14 protein-coding genes and 1 tRNA gene are annotated in these 17835 nt (G+C 46.4%); 8 read left to right on the top strand and 7 right to left on the bottom strand.

Translation table 11 applies throughout. The features are described 5' to 3' along the window. Positions 1-118: 118 nt before the first annotated feature. Both Q4Q46_RS19525 and Q4Q46_RS19520 read right to left on the bottom strand, forming a co-directional pair. On the bottom strand, positions 119-1216 hold the full coding sequence (locus Q4Q46_RS19525) for a porin (protein ID WP_006086040.1): 1098 nt from the start codon (positions 1214-1216) through the stop codon (positions 119-121). Positions 1217-1651: 435 nt separating this feature from the next. Then, positions 1652-2716, bottom strand: coding sequence for a porin (locus Q4Q46_RS19520; protein ID WP_311906832.1), 1065 nt, complete (start codon positions 2714-2716; stop codon positions 1652-1654). Between the two features lie 426 nt (positions 2717-3142). Here Q4Q46_RS19520 and tcdA point away from each other — a divergent pair, with 426 nt between their 5' ends. Beyond that, positions 3143-3952, top strand: a complete 810-nt coding sequence (tcdA, locus tag Q4Q46_RS19515) for a tRNA cyclic N6-threonylcarbamoyladenosine(37) synthase TcdA (protein WP_006083017.1) — start codon at positions 3143-3145, stop codon at positions 3950-3952. 87 nt (positions 3953-4039) lie between these two features. On the opposite strand, the gene Q4Q46_RS19510 is transcribed toward tcdA, so the two are convergent. Continuing rightward, positions 4040-5671, bottom strand: coding sequence for an ATP-binding protein (locus Q4Q46_RS19510; protein ID WP_311906830.1), 1632 nt, complete (start codon positions 5669-5671; stop codon positions 4040-4042). Between the two features lie 168 nt (positions 5672-5839). Here Q4Q46_RS19510 and Q4Q46_RS19505 point away from each other — a divergent pair, with 168 nt between their 5' ends. Continuing rightward, positions 5840-6451, top strand: coding sequence for a superinfection exclusion B family protein (locus Q4Q46_RS19505; protein WP_311906828.1), 612 nt, complete (start codon positions 5840-5842; stop codon positions 6449-6451). Between the two features lie 142 nt (positions 6452-6593). Here the strand turns inward: Q4Q46_RS19505 and Q4Q46_RS19500 are convergent, their stop codons facing one another. Further along, positions 6594-6725, bottom strand: a complete 132-nt coding sequence (locus Q4Q46_RS19500) for a DUF3149 domain-containing protein (RefSeq protein WP_006083014.1) — start codon at positions 6723-6725, stop codon at positions 6594-6596. Between the two features lie 313 nt (positions 6726-7038). Here Q4Q46_RS19500 and Q4Q46_RS19495 point away from each other — a divergent pair, with 313 nt between their 5' ends. After that, positions 7039-8628, top strand: coding sequence for a bacteriohemerythrin (locus Q4Q46_RS19495; protein WP_311906827.1), 1590 nt, complete (start codon positions 7039-7041; stop codon positions 8626-8628). Positions 8629-8774: 146 nt separating this feature from the next. Further along, a tRNA-Leu gene (locus Q4Q46_RS19490) sits at positions 8775-8861 on the top strand. Positions 8862-8934: 73 nt separating this feature from the next. Here Q4Q46_RS19490 and modC read toward each other — a convergent pair. The 3 genes from modC to modA are packed head-to-tail and all read right to left on the bottom strand — an operon-like array spanning position 8935 to position 11544. Continuing rightward, a complete protein-coding gene (gene modC, locus Q4Q46_RS19485; protein ID WP_311906826.1) occupies positions 8935-10020 on the bottom strand; it encodes a molybdenum ABC transporter ATP-binding protein ModC in 1086 nt (361 codons plus the stop codon). Next, the gene (gene modB / locus Q4Q46_RS19480) at positions 10014-10751 is read right to left on the bottom strand and encodes a molybdate ABC transporter permease subunit (protein WP_311906825.1); all 738 of its coding nucleotides are present in this window, start codon (positions 10749-10751) and stop codon (positions 10014-10016) included. The genes modC and modB overlap by 7 nt, the downstream gene beginning before the upstream one ends. Position 10752: 1 nt before the next feature. Next, the gene (modA, locus tag Q4Q46_RS19475) at positions 10753-11544 is read right to left on the bottom strand and encodes a molybdate ABC transporter substrate-binding protein (RefSeq protein ID WP_311906824.1); all 792 of its coding nucleotides are present in this window, start codon (positions 11542-11544) and stop codon (positions 10753-10755) included. Between the two features lie 205 nt (positions 11545-11749). On the opposite strand from modA, the gene Q4Q46_RS19470 reads away from it, so the two are divergent. The 4 genes from Q4Q46_RS19470 (at position 11750) to Q4Q46_RS19455 (ending at position 17694) form a co-directional block, all read left to right on the top strand. Continuing rightward, positions 11750-12529, top strand: a complete 780-nt coding sequence (locus Q4Q46_RS19470; RefSeq protein ID WP_311906823.1) for a TOBE domain-containing protein — start codon at positions 11750-11752, stop codon at positions 12527-12529. A 437-nt stretch (positions 12530-12966) separates the two neighbouring features. Continuing rightward, entirely contained in the window at positions 12967-14199 is a 1233-nt protein-coding gene (locus Q4Q46_RS19465; protein ID WP_311906821.1) for an efflux RND transporter periplasmic adaptor subunit, read from the top strand. A 2-nt stretch (positions 14200-14201) separates the two neighbouring features. Next, positions 14202-16235, top strand: a complete 2034-nt coding sequence (locus Q4Q46_RS19460) for a MacB family efflux pump subunit (RefSeq protein WP_311906820.1) — start codon at positions 14202-14204, stop codon at positions 16233-16235. Positions 16236-16242: 7 nt separating this feature from the next. Then, complete coding sequence (locus tag Q4Q46_RS19455) at positions 16243-17694, top strand: efflux transporter outer membrane subunit (protein WP_311906819.1); 1452 nt, start codon at positions 16243-16245, stop codon at positions 17692-17694. Positions 17695-17835 lie beyond the last annotated feature (141 nt).

The raw sequence follows: 17835 nt of genomic DNA, 5'->3' as shown, positions 1-17835 counted from the left end.
TTACTTGGGTGGCTTTTTTGTTTTTATCGCCTGAGTCTCGACCGTTTATTCGATTTGAGACATAAAAAAACCTACTGTATCGCTACAGTAGGTTTTTAATTATCTCTTGGTTAAGAGATTAGAAGTCGTAACGTACGCCTACAGAGAATACGTTGTCATCTTGTAGATCAACTTTGTTACCAGCAACAACATGGTCACCGCGGTACATAGCATATTGGCCGTATACCATAGTTGATTTAGCTAAACGGTAGTCAGCACCTACGTTGAAGTTTTGTACGTTGATATCAGTGCCAGTTGTAGTCCTGTTCACTACATTGCCATTAACGGTTTCAGTATATTTGTTCACGTTTTTGTAGTAGTTACCGAAGCCAGCATCATCAACACCGTATTCAGCTTTCAGGTTTACGCCGTTCAGATCATAAGAAACGTTCACGAAGTAAGTATTGCCATCGATATCGTTATTCACAACATTTTCTGATTGTTGGAATAAACCACCGACTTTGAATTGGCCTAATTTAACTTGAGCCACACCACGGTATGCATCAATGCCTGAAATACCTTTGTTATAGGCTACAGCAACGTAGTAGTTTTGATCTTTAAACGCTTTATCGCCTAAAGTCGCGCTTAATGCATATAAGCTTTCAGAAGTTTTTGCAGTAGTGTCGTTATCATCAAACAAATAAGTCGCGTTCAGCGTTACTAAACCAGCGATTTTTGGAGAGTAGTACCACATACCATCAGCGCTACGAGTTTGGCCACTGATTAAACGGTCGATATCGGCGTTAGTGTTACCGAAAATATCCACACCGCCTTCGGCTTGTTTGAATACTGTATCGTTACGGCCTATCAACACAGTACCTGCGTTAGTTTTTAAACCTAAATAAGTATTACGCGCTTTAAATACATCGCCTGTTGTTGATGTATTTTCAACTTGGAATTCCATTTGATAGATAGCTTCAAAGCCATCAGCAATCTTTTCTGAACCCTTTACACCTAACAGAGAAAAGTTGTTTTCTAAGTATGTGCCAGCGTTGTTTTCATCGGCATAATTAGTTGTATTAATGCCGTTAGTGCCGCCTTGTAGGGTCGCAGCAGTGTCAGTATGGGTTAAAGCAAGCTCTAAACGACCATAGAAGCTTGGGCCTTCGGCTAGCGCACCGAATGAAGCCAATGCCAATACTGATGCAACTGATGCAGAGATGAATGTCTTTTTCATGTTTTGTGCTCCCTCGAACCTAAGTTCTTTTCCATTTTTCATGGTTTTTGTGTGGTTTAACGCATTTGTCACCTGAGTCGGTAACAAAGTTGCAGCCGATTTTTACAGTTTTACGACTCGTAGGCTGTGGTGCAGATCATGTTTTTGGCTCTCCTTGTCCATATTCGGGCTATTTCTAGGATATTTCCTTATACCTTGACTGCAAATTTACCTGAAAGGTGCAAAACTGTATTTTTCACTTACTACTTAAGTGGTAGGTAAGGCAGATTGCCTTAGACAGTGGGTCGGCGAGGGTAACTGTAGCATATACTAATACTGTAGCAAGTCTGTCATATCGGCTATGGATATGTGTTTGGGGACGATATCTAAGCAGAAAAAGCGGCCGAAGCCGCTTTTTTATCAAGAAATAACCTTGTGGTTAGTTTATTAATCTATTTAAAAATCAACGCGTAAACCAACAGTAAAGACGTTGTCATTAAGGTCTTGCTTCACATCGGCCAACATAAGATCACCATCGAAGCGCGTGTAGTGACCATAGACCATAGTCTTAGTGCTCAGACGGTAATCGGCACCCACACTGAACTGTTGCAGGTCAACATCGCGAACCTGTTCCAAACCGCTGTTGTTTTGGTCACCGACATAACGGCTCACGTATTTACCTAAACCTGAGTCATCTTTGCCGTACATCATCTTCAATTTCAAGTCGCCAATTAAGTAAGCCGCGTTGACGAAGTAGGTATCACCTGAGAGATTGGCAAACTTATCATCCACATGTTCACTGTGTTGATATAAGGCACCTAAGATCACGTCACCGAATTTAGCTTGGGCCACACCACGGTAGGCTTCGACATTATCAATACCATCACTATAGGCGGCAGCGACATAGTAGTTTTGTGCTTTAAAGGCTTTATCCCCTAAGGTGGCGCTCAGAGCATACATGTGATCTTTGCTGTACACCTCGTCGCCATTGCTATCCACTTGATCATAGTTATCGCTCATCAGATAGGTGGCATTAAGCGTCACCAGATCGGCAATTTTAGGTGAATAGTAAGAAATGCCATCGGCGGAGCGAGTTTGGCCTGCAACCAGCAAGTCGATATCGGCGTTGGTGTTGCCAAAGAGATCGAAGCTACCTTCAGCTGATTTAAATACTGTGTCGTTACGGCCCACTAAGGCAGTACCAGCCGCACTTCTGATACCAAGGAAAGTATTACGGGCATTGAACGTCTTGTTTGAGTTATCAAAGTTTTCGACGCCAAATTCCATTTGATAAATGATGTCAAAATAGGGGCTTACAGCTTCAGAACCTTTTACGCCTAACCATGAGAAGTTGTTTTCAAGGACAGTGCCGTCCTTTTGGTTCTGAGTTGCGTAACCTGTGTCTGAGTTGGTAATAGCAAGATCAGCATGACCATAGAATTCAGGGCCATCGGCGAGTGCTGTGAATGAATAGAGTGTGAGGCTAGAAATAATAGCCGTAGTCAGCAGAGTCTTTTTCATCTTCATTTTCCTGTGCTTATCGCTGTTATATGCATAGATAACTTAAGTATCTATGCATGCTGTTGAGCTTTTGTGTGGCAAAGTCTGCACAGACTTTCAGCAATAAAGTGTGATCTGGATCAAGTTTTATATAAAGAGCGGTTTATTCAACATATTGTTTTACAAGTAAAATACAGCTTTTAATTATGTTGATTACCGAGTTGTTCGGTCATGCATTATGAGTCTTTGCATTTATTACGCTTGCTTGGCAATCGTATCCTTTTGCATCTGGCGTTATGTGTCTGCGGATCTGATTTCGATTTATGTCCAGATCGTTTAGAATCCACCGCACATTTCTGGTGTTGCTATTAAGCTGCCCCTGTTGGCATCCATTCGATGCTAGGGCAAGCGCTCCTGCTGTTATTGGGTAATATAAGGTAAGTATTTATGACTGAGGCCTATCTAAATCGATTTGGCGGGATTGGCCGTTTGTATGGACAAAAGGCTCTGGCTAAATTTGCCACATCCCACGTGGTGGTGATTGGTATTGGTGGCGTAGGTACTTGGGCGGCAGAGGCCTTAGCGAGAAGCGGCATCGGACAGATAAGCTTGATGGATTTAGACGATATCTGTGTCACTAACACTAACCGTCAAATTCACGCGCTCAGTTCCACTATCGGCAGCTCTAAAGTCGCTGTGATGGCGCAGCGGATCCGTGAAATTAATCCTGATTGCCAAGTGAATGAAATTGAAGATTTTATTACATTGGATAATCTAGGCGAGTATTTGCTCGGGGCTAAAGAGGGCGGCAATATTGATTATGTTATTGACTGTATTGATGCCGTTAAGCAAAAGGCTGCGTTAATTGCCTGGTGTAAACGTCAAAAAATCAAGATTGTTACGGTAGGCGGTGCGGGTGGGCAGACAGATCCGACTCAAATTCAGTTAACCGATCTCGCTAAAACTTACCAAGATCCTTTGTTAGCCAAAGTGCGCAATATTTTGCGCCGCGAATATAACTTCTCTAAAAACGTGCAACGCCGATTTGCGATAGATGCGGTTTTTTCCAGTGAGCAGTTAGTTTATCCGCAAGCCGATGGCTCTGTTTGTGGTACTAAAGCGGCGGCCGATGGCAGCATGAGAATGGATTGTGCGTCAGGTTTTGGCGCTGTCACTATGGTCACAGGGACATTTGGTTTTGTGGCGGCAAGTCGAGTATTAGCGCGCTTAGCGCTGCAGGCTCAAGAAACGCTTTAAAGGATTAACGTTTTTCTACTGATGATTTCACCGCTCGTATGAGCGGTGAGTATCACTGCAATATTGTGTCATTCCACTGCGTTATATCTAGATATAAAAATCTTGTTGGCCATTGAGGACCATAGGCTCACATTGAGTGTACGGAAATTTGATATCAAATTGCGGGCCGCCAAGTTTTGAGTCTGCGCGATAACTCATAGTGCCTTTCAACAGCGTCGCGGCATTAAAGGCCGCTGATAATCCTAAGCCCGTGCCGCCTTTATTACGATTCGTAGTGAAAAATGGCTCGAACATGTGTTCAGCGACATCGGCTGGAATTTCTAAGCCATTATTTTGAATGCTAATTAAAATCGACTCTTCGTCCACTGTGGCGCTGATGTGGATGAGATTATCTTCACGTCCTTGGAAAGCATGGGTAAAGGCGTTCGACAGAATATTGCTGACGATTTGATTTAATAAACTGATATTGGTTTGAATATTGAGTGTGGGTTCTACGCTGATCTCTGTTACCGCGTTGACATGCGGATGCATAATTAACGTCGACTCTAAAATCTCGTTGAGTTGCTGACTTAAGTTACAAGGTTGGTGTTCTTCATGACTGCGATCGATAGCGATCGTTTTGAATTTTTGGATCAAACTACTGGCTTTGGTGATATTGCGGACAATGAGTTCACAGCTTTCTTGATACTCATTAAGGATCTCATTGATTTCATCTAAGGTGGCTTGGTCGCTGTGGATCAGGTCGATCAGCTCTTCAATATGGCTGAGCTGCGCACTCGCCGCCGTCAAACAAATGCCAATCGGCGTGTTTATCTCGTGGGCAACGCCTGACACCAAACCTCCCAAGGCCGCCATTTTTTCTTGCTCAACTAACACTTGTTGCGCCCGTTTTAGTGCGCTAAGGGATTGTTCTAGTTCTATGGTCCTTTCTTTGACTTGTCTGGCGAGTTCTTCTTTATAGCTACGTTCGAGCTTGAGTAGCCGCTCTCTATCTTCTAGGGCCGTTTGCAGTTCAGCCTTAGATTTCTTTAAGGCGCCAAAGGAGCTTCTCAGTTGTACTTGCATGCTGTTGATGGAGTCGGCGACTTGTTTAAACTCATCAATTTTTTCTTGGCGGGCAAATTGCAGCGGCTCGTATTCTTGATCTAGGTCGATATCTTTGCAGTATTGGCTGAGTTTATCTAAGTGCTTGGTGATATTGAACCATACTAAAAACAGAATAAATCCAGCAACTAAGAAGGTCTTTATTCCATTAGAGAGCAGAATGATAATGGCTTTATCATACAAGCGCTGATAGATGGCATCGACATCGACTTGTATTTCGAGTGTGCCGACATTAATACTCTCGGTCGGGGATTTATAAACTAGCGGGAAGGTTTTATCTAAGGAGTGTTCTTGCTTTTGCTCGCCTGCATTCCATGCTTGGCCGCTGTCATCTTTAATCGAAATGTAGTTAATATCGGGCAGCTGAATTAAGCCATTGAGCTGAGTGTTAATTAGCCGCTCGTCAATCACCCAAATACTGGCGGCGAGAACATCTAAGTTCACTTTTTCCATATTGGAAAACACTCTGTCGATGCGCACAACGTCATTGCGATAATCACTGATCAACTGATAGGCAGTGGTGATTAAGGTGATAACAGAGCTAAAAAGTACAATAGACAAGGTAAGGTGCCTGCCTATGGGACTTTTGATAAGTTGGCTAAAGAATGTCAGCATCTTAAATTTTCTTTATGCAATAGCGGCTTGAGATGCTTATAAGCATAGACCTACAGATCCAGAAAGTGCATTTTCTCGCAGATAAAATCAATGAAATATGTCTTCATTTGTGGCATTAAATTTGCTTTGTAGCCAATAAGTTCAATTTTTTGTCACTGGGATAGCACTATGTTTAAACTCAAGCTGGATTCAGTTAAGTTTTTTAGCCCGAAGAAAATGATGTTTAGAGTCATGCTGTGGCTAATGGTGAGTTGTACTGTCTTACTCCTTATTCCTCCTAATGCGTTGGCAGTGCTGGCGCTCGATAAATTTGTGCCCGAACATGCTCATTTTGTTGGATTAGGTCTAATCATCTCTATCGCCTATTTTTTGAGTCAGCTGATTAACTTAGGCTTAGATGAATCAATTCGTCATTTAAGTGATAAGCGCGTTATTGAGACGATTGAAGCTAAAGTGAACTTGCTTGATCCCGCTGAGCGAGCGTTAGTCAGAGAGTTTTTTCTTCAGGGCGCCACGATTTTGACTCTGCCGCAAAATGAAACCGCAGTGAAAAGTTTATTGAATGCCTGCATCTTAGAAAAACTCGGTAACGAGCGCCATTATGCGATTCAGGGACCGACAGCCGATTATAAGATTGCCATGAAGGCCCGCATGTATCTCAATCGCGATGTGTTGCGTTTGCCTGCTGGTGAGCCGAGCCAAGAAGAGATGCAGTCGTTGATTAAAGCGCGTCCGCAATTTTTAAATGGTCTGGTACAAAACAGAAAACACGCTGCATAGGCGTGTTTTGTCTCGCTCGGATGAGTGCTGGCTTTAGATGAGTTGCAGTATTCTGAAAAGCGAGACAACAAAAAATGGGGGTGATAAAAACCCCCTAGATTTTGCATTTATACAAGAACATGAAGAACAACTGGAGCAAAAACTATTGTTTCGGTGCCGACTTCACAATGAACATCCAAGTGATATAGGACACTATCCCTATTGTGCTAAAGATAACGATCATTGAAAGTAAGCCTATGGGGTTACCAAACATTAGATCTAACCAAAATGCCATGACTGAAATCCTCTTTCCTGTGAAGTCCTCTCTAAATTAGCGATATTCGATAGCCAAAATACTGATCTCGATCAATAAAAAATCGACATGGGAATACAAAGCGATAACTCTTAGTTAACTCTGTGATCTTGGTCAAGTTTGAGGCTATGCTTAACAGTGATGAGTTCAAATAATTTGGCTTTGTTTCTTCTTCTGTTAGTGTCTAGGATTAATCTACTTAACCAGATCGATATTTCGTTATCGCACCATGCTATTTATTGGTTTTGGTTTTTTAGGTGAATGCTGCGATATTAGTTTTTTAAAGGAGTAAAAAATGGATTCTAATAAAAGTCGTAAGGATTCAATGGGATATAATTCTATCTTTGCGCCACTGCTGTTGCTGATTTATCCACTCTATTGTTTAGTTGCCACAGGGCACTTTGTCGCCATCCTGTGTTTAAGTGCGCTCGCCGGCATTTTAATGTTCAACATCAATAAATTAATTCGCAATTTAAGACAGCTTGAACGTGCCGCCCATCATTTAGGTGAGGGGGATTTAAGCTATCAATTAGAGGAGAAAGATGCGGGCGTGTTCATTAAGGTCGTGCATAGCATCAACCGCATGGGCGAGGATGTTAGCCGCACCATTTTATCTTTGTCTGATACCTGCGAAGGCATGAAAAAAGTCGCCTCAGATATTAAGGTCATCAGTGAGCAGGCCAAACAAGGTGTGTTAGAGCAAGAGCATCAAACTGAACTGGCCGCGAGTGCGATGACGCAAATGGTTTCAAGCGTGCAAGCTGTGTCGCAAAATGCAGTCAGTGCGGCGAAAGCTGCCGATATTGCCCAAAGTTCTGCTAAGCATGGCGACCAAATCATGAATGGCATAGTCACTAAAATTGGCGCTATGTCAGAGCAGATCCATAGCACTCGAACCGTGATTGAGCACTTGGCCGCCGACAGCAACAATATCAGTAGCATTATCGAAACGATTTCGCAGGTGGCTGAGCAGACTAATTTACTCGCCTTAAACGCTGCCATTGAAAGTGCGAGAGCTGGCGAGCATGGTCGCGGCTTTGCCGTTGTCGCCGATGAAGTGCGTAATCTCGCTAAGCGGACATCTGAAGCCACGGTTGAAATCCAACAACAAATCGCCGCCTTACAAAAAGGTGCACAACATGGTGTTGAAGTCATGTTGAAAAACGTGGCTATTGCCGACGAAACGGCTGATATGGTTGATCAAGCCCACAGTGCACTCGGGCAGATTGTCACGCAGGTGGAGACCATTACCGATATGTCCCATCAAATCGCCACGGCATCGGGGCAACAACACACAGTTGCTGAAGAAATTAATAAAAATATCACTGTGATGGCAGAGCTCGCCCTGAGTAATGCGTCCCACACTAACAACACTAACTTATCGAGTTTGAAAGTGTATAACATGTCGCAGGAAATCGGCTCCTTGCTGCACCGATTCCATGTGAATGCGGCATTCTTTAACTCGAGTCAGGCACAAAATAAACTGTTTGTGAAATGGGGACCTGAGTTAGACATAGGGATGCCAGAGATCAATCGTCAACATCAACGATTAGTGTCGCTGATCAATGAATTGCATCGCACATTAAACGAAGACTATGGGCTCGAAGCCATCAAACGTATCGTGCAAGGGCTGGTGGATTACACCGCCAATCACTTTGCCTATGAAGAAGAGCTCTTTGCCCGCTTTGGCTATCCACAGACCGACAGTCATAAGGAAAAGCACGGCAAGTTAGTGGGGCAAGTACTTGATTTTCAAAAGCGGGTTGTAAAAGGGGAAGATGTTGCCGACGAATTAATGACTTTCTTGAAGGCTTGGCTGGTTAACCATATCCAAAAAAGTGATAAAGAATATACCGCCTTTTTGTTATCCCATGGTGCAGAATAACCCCAAGAGCATGATTTTTGAGCGGTTAAATGCAATTTGTATTAAAGTCGCGGCAAAAGACTTGCCATTGTCATGGGCAAAGGTATAATTCCCAGCACTTAGAGACAGCCAGTTGTTTTGATTGCTTCTAAGTGCATATTTGATATGCCAGTGTGGTGAAATCGGTAGACACACGGGATTCAAAATCCCGCGCCCTTAAAAGCGTGCCAGTTCGAGTCTGGCCACTGGTACCAAATCCTTCTGATGAAGGAACTAAACCGACCTAGCGTCGGTTTTTTTGTACCTGAAATTTGGCAGTAAGTCGATTTAGTGGGATTCGGCGATATCCATTTGCGTCATAGTCACACCTTTGATTTGTGCATAAATCGCTTTGCCATGGGTGAGTTGCAGTTCATCGCAGGCCCAAGGGGTGATGTTGGCCCAAAGTTCATCGCGACCTAGGGCGATTTTTAATTGGATTTGCTCGCCATTATCACTGGGGTATAACTCTTTAATTTTTCCCTTCAATAGGTTACGGATACTCGATCCTTTGGGGATTTCGGTGCAAACCGAGACATGGTTTGCCTGAATACGCACTTTGAGTTTCTTTGTCGTTTCAGCTAGATAACCGCTTACCCATAGATGGTTATCATCAGCCATCACGAGTCGCGTCATGGGGTAGTCGGGATGTCTGTCGGCAACCTTAGCACTGAGGAGTGAGCTGAGTTCCTGCAATGGCACCCAAGGCCGCATTTGCTCACTATTCCACACTTCACTTAAGGCGCCTTGGGCGATCAATTTCCCCTGATGCAGCACCAGCATATAATCCGCCAGTTGTAAGATCTCATCTAAGCTGTGGCTCACATACACAATCGGCAGTTTTAGTTCCTGCGATAAGGTTTGCAGGTAGGGCAGTAACTCGCGTTTACGGGGTAAATCGAGTGACGCCAGCGGCTCATCCATCAACAGCATATCGGGCGATGTTAGCAGGGCACGGCCAATGGCAACCCGTTGTTTTTCTCCGCCCGATAGCGTGCTGGGATAGCGACTGAGCAGTTTTTCAATTCCCAGTAACTTCACAATTTTATCGAATAACACTGGGTTGGCTTTACGCACACCGTAGTTGAGATTGCCCTTTACGCTATAGTGTGGAAACAGCCGTGCCTCTTGAAATACATAGCCAATATGGCGCTTTTCTGGGGAAAGGTTCACTCTGCCTTGCTGATAAAGCAGTTTGTCACCGAGGCGGATTTCACCGCTATCTGGGGTCGAAAGCCCGCCGAGCAGGTTCACGAGCGAGGTTTTACCCGCACCCGAGCGGCCAAAAACGGCGGTCACGCCTTGCAATGGCAATTGGGTATCGACTTTCAGTTGCAGTTGTCCGAGTCGTTTTTCAATATTGATTGTTAACATACGCTTGCCGTCCTCTGCAGGACTTTTTTACTCAGCCATTGGGAGGCAAGTAAAGACGCGAGTGCGATCACTATCGAGATAATGCACAAACGCATGGCCTGATATTCGGCCCCTGGGGTTTCAATAAAAGAGTACATGGCGAGCGGAATTGTACGAGTTTCACCGGGAATATTAGAAACGAAGGTAATGGTCGAGCCAAATTCTCCTAGGCTGCGGGCAAAGGCGATAATCATGCCCGACACTATCCCTGGAGAGGTAAGCGGCAGTGTGATGGTGAGAAATACCCGCCATCGACTGCTACCTAACGTGCGTGCGGCCTGCTCGAGTCGAATATCAACGGTTTCAAAGGATTGGCGTATGGCTCTGACCATCAGCGGGAAAGATACTATCGCCGCCGCGAGGGCCGCACCGCGCCAACTAAAGCTAAAACTGATACCAAACCAATTAAATAACCACTGGCCGATAAAGCCTTGGCGGCCCATGCTAATCAGCAGGAGGTAACCCACTACCACGGGCGGTAACACCAGTGGTAGATGGAGCACACTGTCGAATATAGCCTTGCCAGGAAACTCGACTCTGGCCAGCACCCAAGCGCATAAGATGCCCAAGGGTAAACTGGCGATAACGGCAACGGATGACACCTTTAAGCTGAGCAGCAGTGCGGCAATTTCATAGTCGCTTAAAAGAGAGCCAGTTAGCAGAGAACCGCTTAACAAAGATCCACTCAGCACCCTAATTCACTCCAAAGCCATATTTTTCAAACACATTTTTTGCGCTTGGGCCTTGCAGATACTCATTGAACGCTTTGGCGCTTGCCGTCGATTCTTGTTTGACTAAGGCGATAGGGTATTCAATTGGGCTGTAGCTCGTCTCTGGGAAGGTGGCCACGATTTTGATCTTCTGGGCGACTTTCGCATCGGTTGAATACACTATGCCTAGCGGCGCTTCGCCCTGTTCGACTAAGGCGAGGGCGGCGCGGACATTGTTAGCGCGGGCGAGTAATGGCTCAGCAGCTTGCCACAGCTTGAGATTCTCGAGGGCTTGCTTGGCATATTGTCCTGCGGGCACATGATCAGGATCGCCAACGGCCATACGGCTGCCTTTTAATGCGGCTTTGATATCCCAATCGCCATTGAGCACCACCTCTGTGATGGGGCTATTTTCCTCTGCAATCAAGACTAAGGTGTTTTTTAGCAAGGTTTTACGGCTGTTAACATCGACCGCTTTGGCCTCGACCAGATAATCCATCCACTTTTGATTCGCCGAGACAAACAGATCGGCGGGCGCACCATTGGCCACTTGTTTTGCCAGTGTTGAAGAAGAGGCGAAGGAGAATATCACCTTAGTATTGTGTTCTTTTTCATATTGCTGGCCGATTTCGTTAAGTGCATTGGTGAGTGATGCCGCAGCAAAAACAGTTACTTGCTCATCGTCTGCCGCAAAACTTGGGCTAGATGTCAGTGCCATTGTGAATAATGAAGCCGTGGTAAAACGCAGCAATTGCTTAAGGTGAATGGATTTCATTGTATTCCTCCGTGATAAAAAGTGATCGTTATATACCAATCTATATATCGATTATTCAAGCCCTAAGCAATCAATTAGTGATCTGTGTGCGGTTTCTTGTGGATTAATGGTATTAATCCGCTGAAATATCTCGGCAATCTTATTGGTATCCTCAAGGTGATGGAGGACAATAGGGCTCAAGTCAGACTTGGGTGCAGGATAAACGATGGATTTACATGCATTACTTACGCTTTCCCTCGGGGATAAGCCCTTCGCCAATCCTAGGCGGATAAGCCTACTCGAGCAGGTCGCCAACACAGGCTCGATAAGCCAAGGCGCCAAGCTTGCGGGGATCAGTTATAAAGCGGCGTGGGACGCGATCAATGAGATGAACACCGCCATGCCCGAACCCGTAGTGTGCAGCGAAAAGGGCGGCAAAGGTGGTGGTGGCGCTAAACTCACCGAATTTGGCGAGCGTTTGCTCAAGGTGTATTCCATCACCTCCCAAGTACAAGAAATGGCCTTGGCCGCCTTGCTCGATGAGTCCGTCGACATGCACAGTTTATTGGATGTGATGGCGCATTTCTCACTCAATACTAGCGCCCGTAATCAGTTAACGGGTCGTATCAATGGCATTGAATCATTTGGATTAAATGACAAGATCAGCGTGACCTTAGCGGGCGGGCAACAGATTCAGATTTCAGTGACCCATTCGAGCCGCGAACGCTTGCAGTTAGCCATGGATAAATCTGTGTTGTTACTGTTTAAAGCCCCCGCTGTACTGGCGACGACCCATGCCTGCGAAGTGGATGGGCAAAATTGCCTAAGCGGTCGTTTGCTGAGCGTAACTAAACTTGGCGATAAGGCCGAATTAGCCATAGATATTGATGGTAAAGATGTTATCTATTCAGTGATGCCACTGACTCAAACGCAGGCGTTGGCTGTCGGCGAACCATGTTTTACCTGTTTTGATGCCACGCAGGTGATCCTCGCCAGCATGAATTAGCCGAATGAAGTGATTCATTCGGTTAATCATTGGTCATTCACTGGGGATGGCCAGTGACTTGGCGTTATTTTTTTCGCAATGGGTTGGTGGGGAATCTAATGGTTTCTTTTGTTTGCAAACACGACGTTGATTTTTATTGAAAAATAATTAAGCGAAGAATAACGAGTATTGCTTAAATTATACGACTGTAAAATATAGACCCCGACAATTGACCACCTAACGATTTGGTATCGCACTAAATCGGCATTGCTGCCTAAGCACCACTTAGCCGTGCTTGTCATGCAAATTTCTACACAGATATTTGCAAATCTTTACCTGTTAACGACACTTCCTTCGTCTACTGTCTTTGGCTAACTCTATATACTGTTGGAACAATTTCTGTTCCTTAGCAAGATGAATGCTTGCTGTCTTTAGCATTGATGGACACGACAATACCGATGAAAAAATCCTCAAAGCGTAAATTGCTGCTCGCGTTAAGCGGCTTAATCCTCCTGGGTGGTGGTGCTTATTTTATGTGGCATAAGCCTGAAACGGCACCTGCCTATGTGACAGAAGTGGTGCGCCGTGGCGATATCGAAAACTCAGTGCTGGCCAATGGCATGTTGCAGGCCTCTAAACTGGTGAGTGTGGGGGCGCAGGTATCGGGGCAAATCTTAAGTTTGCCGCTGGCACTGGGGGATGAAGTAAAGAAAGGCGATTTGATTGCTCAAATTGACAGCCTAGCGCAGCAGAATAATTTGAAGGATGCCCTCGCATCACTCAAGAGTATCAATGCTCAGTTCCGTGCCAAACAGGCGCAGATCCGCCAAGCCAAGTTGGAATTTAGCCGCCAGCAGCAAATGCTTGCCGACAAGGCCAGTTCCCGTGCCGATTATGAAGTGGCTGATGCTAATTTAACGGTTTATCAAGCCGAGCTTGAGCAATTAGAAGCGCAAAAACAACAGGCTGAGATTAACGTCGACAGTGCCCGAATCGATTTAGGTTATACCAAAATTACCGCACCTATGGACGGCACTGTGGTGTATTCGGCGGTGGAAGTGGGGCAAACCGTTAACGCCAATCAAACGACGCCGACGATAGTGGAAATGGCGCAGCTGGATACCATGACAGTTAAAGCACAGATTTCCGAAGCCGATGTCGTCAATGTCCATCCGGGTCAAGCTGTGTATTTCACGGTACTTGGCAAACCAAATCATCCCTACCGTGGCATCTTAAGGGCGATTGAACCTGGACCGATTTCGATGGATGGCGACGATAGCAATATGAGCTCTAGCGATTCAGACGCCATTTATTACCATGGGTTATTTGATGTTGAAAATCCTGACCGCACCTTGCGTATCGGCATGACGGCGCAGGTGTCTATAGTGTTAGCTAAGGCCGATGATGCGCTATTAGTGCCTGCGCAGATATTGCGTATAAAGCCGAGGGAGAAATCCGCGGTGCCAGAGGCTAAGTCTGGCGAGCGTAAAGCCCGCAGCGGCCCGCAATATCAAGTGCCTGTGTTAGTTGATAACCAAGTGCAATATGTGGATGTCACTGTGGGAATTAACAACAAAATCAATGCCGAAATCATCGCGGGTTTGAAGGAGGGCGATCAGGTCGTGCTTGGCATGCCGTCCGCCGATGATGGCAGCAGCAAATTCCGTCGTCCAGCTAGCGTGAGGTTTTAACAGTGACAACGGCATTACTTGAAGTTTCAGGTTGTTATCGCACTTTTCTGGCGGGTGAGCAACAACTTACTGTGCTAAAAGATGTGAACCTGTCGATTGGCCGTGGCGAGATGGTGGCGATAGTAGGCGCTTCTGGCTCGGGTAAATCGACCCTAATGAACATTCTTGGTTGTTTAGATAAACCGTCAAAGGGCGCGTATTTTATCAATGGCCAAGATACCTCGACTATGGACGTGGATGAGTTAGCTCAACTGCGCCGCGAGCACTTTGGTTTTATCTTTCAGCGTTATCATTTACTGGGCGATTTGACCGCCATAGGCAACGTCGAAGTGCCTGCCGTGTATGCGGGTAAAGAGCGCACGGTTCGTAAGGACAGGGCAGAGCATTTGTTAACGCGTTTAGGCCTTGGCGATAGGCTCGACCATAAACCCAATCAGCTCAGTGGCGGACAGCAGCAGCGGGTCAGTGTGGCGCGCGCTTTGATGAATGGCGGCGATGTGATCCTCGCCGATGAACCGACCGGTGCGCTGGATAGTCACAGCGGCGAAGAAATGATGCAGTTGTTGCAGGAGCTTCACAGCGACGGTCATACCATCATTATCGTGACCCATGATATGCACGTGGCCCAATATGCCGACCGCATTATCGAAATCAAAGACGGCGTAATCATCAGCGATGAGCGCAGTCAGGATAAACAAACGGCTAAGCCACAAAGCTCGACATCACAAAACACGACCTCACAAAATACGGCGTCACAAAAGCCTAACGGCACAGTGGTCGCAAAAACAGTGGCAGCAAAAGACAGCTCGCGTGCGCGGGTGGCTTCGTGGGACAGATATGTCGAAGCGCTTAAAATGGCGCTGGTGGCGATGTCGACCCACAGGTTACGTACCTTCTTGACTATGCTCGGGATTATTATCGGTATTGCCTCTGTGGTTTCAGTAGTGGCCTTAGGTGAAGGCTCGCAGCAGGCCATTCTTAAAAGTATCAGTTCGATGGGAACCAACACGATTGATATTCGCCCAGGTTCAGGTTTTGGCGATCGACGCTCGGCGCGGGTGCGCACCTTAACCGCAACGGACGCCAATGCCCTTAAAAATCTGCCCTATGTCGATAGTGTGACCCCAAGTATTGGCTCTAGCGCGACGGTACGTTTGGGCAATAAAGCGGTATCGGCATCGGTGAATGGGGTGGGGCCTGAGTTCTTTCGCGTGAGAGGTTACGAGTTAGCGCAGGGGCAATTTTGGGATGATGCCAGTGTCGCATCGCTCGCCCAAGATGCGGTGATTGATGACAACACCCGTAAGGAGCTTTTTCCTAACAGCGCTGCCGACAATAACTCGGCGATAGGGCAAGTGATTTTCCTTGGAGATTTACCCGTACGTATCATAGGTGTGACGAAGCCCAAAGAAAGTGCTTTTGGTAACAGCGATGCGCTTAATGTATGGGTGCCTTACACCACAGTTTCTGGCCGTATGGTGGGTAAAAATTATTTGGATGGTATTACCGTTCGACTCGATGAAACTGTGCCGAGTAACGCGGCGGAGCAGGGTATTATCACGCTGCTTAAAATGCGCCACGGCACGCAAGATTTCTTCACCATCAATACCGATACCATTAGGCAGAACATCGAAAAAACCACAGCAACCATGACCTTACTGATCTCGGCTATCGCGGTGATTTCCCTTGTCGTTGGCGGAATTGGGGTGATGAACATTATGTTAGTGTCTGTGACTGAGCGGACCCGTGAAATCGGTGTTCGTATGGCTGTGGGTGCGCGCCAGAGTGATATTTTGCGCCAGTTCCTTATCGAAGCCATTTTAGTGTGTTTGTGTGGTGGCACCTTAGGCATAGCCTTGTCCTACTTAATTGGCGTGGTGTTTGCTCAAACGGGGGGCAGTTTCCAAATGATTTATTCCACCACCTCCATCGTTGCCGCCTTTGCCTGTTCGACCTTAATTGGTGTGCTATTTGGTTTCTTACCCGCCCGCAATGCGGCGCAGTTAGATCCCGTTGACGCATTAGCCAGAGAGTAATAACACCATGAATAATAAAGTTTTTAATCAGCCATTTTCGCTTCGTAGCAGTACTATTGCTGTGGGCATGGCTTTGGGAATCGTTTTGCTAAGTGGCTGCGGCAGTTTGATGCGCTCAGACTTTGAACCGCCAGCATTGGCAATTCCAGAACAGTGGCAACACACCACAGTGAACGAGCAAGTAAAGGTCGACCCGTGGTGGCAGCAGTTTCATCAGCCCGAGCTTGATAAGCTGGTTAGCCAAGTATTGAGCACTAACAATGACTTAACGCTGGCGACCTTAACGCTGCGTAAAGCGCGCTTGCAGGCAGGGCTAACGCGGGACGATCTGTATCCGCAATTATCGGCCAATCTTGGTGCTTCCCGTAATCAGCCACTTGAGGGCGGCGATGCGACTAAGAGCTATCAAGCCAACTTGTCCGTGAGTTATGAGGTGGATTTGTGGGGCAAAGTGTCGGCCAATATCGACCAAGCCCAATGGGCGGCGCTGGCGAGCGCCGAAGATAGGGAAAGCACCACCCAAAGCTTAGTGGCGACCACCGCATCCTTGTATTGGCAGATAGGTTATTTAAATCAACGGATTGATTTAAGCCAAAAGAGTATCGAGTACAGTAAGCAAACGCTGGCATTAACCCAAAGGCAGTATGATTCTGGCGCCGTGACGCAAGTGAATGTGCTTGAAGCTCAGCGCAGTATGGCGGGACAAGAGGCTGCGCATAGCCAGCTTATTCAACAATTAACTGTGGCTAAAAACGCCCTCGCGATATTACTCAATCAGGCACCAGCTGCTGATCCGGCGCAGAGTTTAGCCTCAGGGGACACTTGGGTTGAGATTAAGCAACTCCCCGATGTGGCAGTGCCGGACGTTAGCGTGGGTGTACCCGCAGATTTGTTAGTCAGACGCCCAGATGTGAAGGCCTCCTTGTATCAACTGCGCTCCGCCTTGGCGAGTAAAGATGCGACCTATGCAAGTTATTTCCCCAGCCTGAGTTTAACGGGTGGTGTTGGAGAGTCGACCTCTGAGTTAAAAGAGTTGTTACGCAATCCCGTTGGCAGCTTAGGCGCTGGGCTGGTCTTGCCCTTTTTGCAGTGGAATCAAATGCAAATCAATAATGATATTGCCGATATCGATTATCAAACTGCAGTGGTGAATTATCGCAAGACGCTTTATTCCGCCTTTGAAGATGTCGATAATGCGATTTCGGCTAAGCAGCAATATCGCTATCAAGGGGAGAAGTTGGCGCAGCAATTTAGCGCCGCGGCGGCCGTTGAAGCCATTTATGAGAGCCAGTATCGCAATGGTGCTATCGGTATTCAGAATTGGATTGATGCCCAAGAGAATCGTCGTAGCGCCGAGGCGGCTTTGCTCGAGAATCGTTACAACCAACTCACCGCCCAAGCGACGCTTTATCAAGCCCTTGGCGGCAGCGATATCGCCCCGCCTTTGGCAAAGGAATAACGCACGGTTGTAAAAGCATCACAGCGCGACAGAAAAATAAAAAACCGCTATTAATAGCGGTTTTTCGTTTTTATATAACTCAGGCAAGCGCAAGTCTTTGAGTGCTATTGCCTTTGCGCTGTGCTTAGCCGTTAAGCCACA

Origin of the sequence: Shewanella vaxholmensis (genome assembly GCF_031932135.1) — a bacterium.
GTDB classification, from domain to species: Bacteria; Pseudomonadota; Gammaproteobacteria; order Enterobacterales; family Shewanellaceae; genus Shewanella; species Shewanella hafniensis.
The sequence above is the reverse complement of the archived record's forward strand: the minus strand, read 5'-3'. Positions and strand labels throughout refer to the sequence as shown.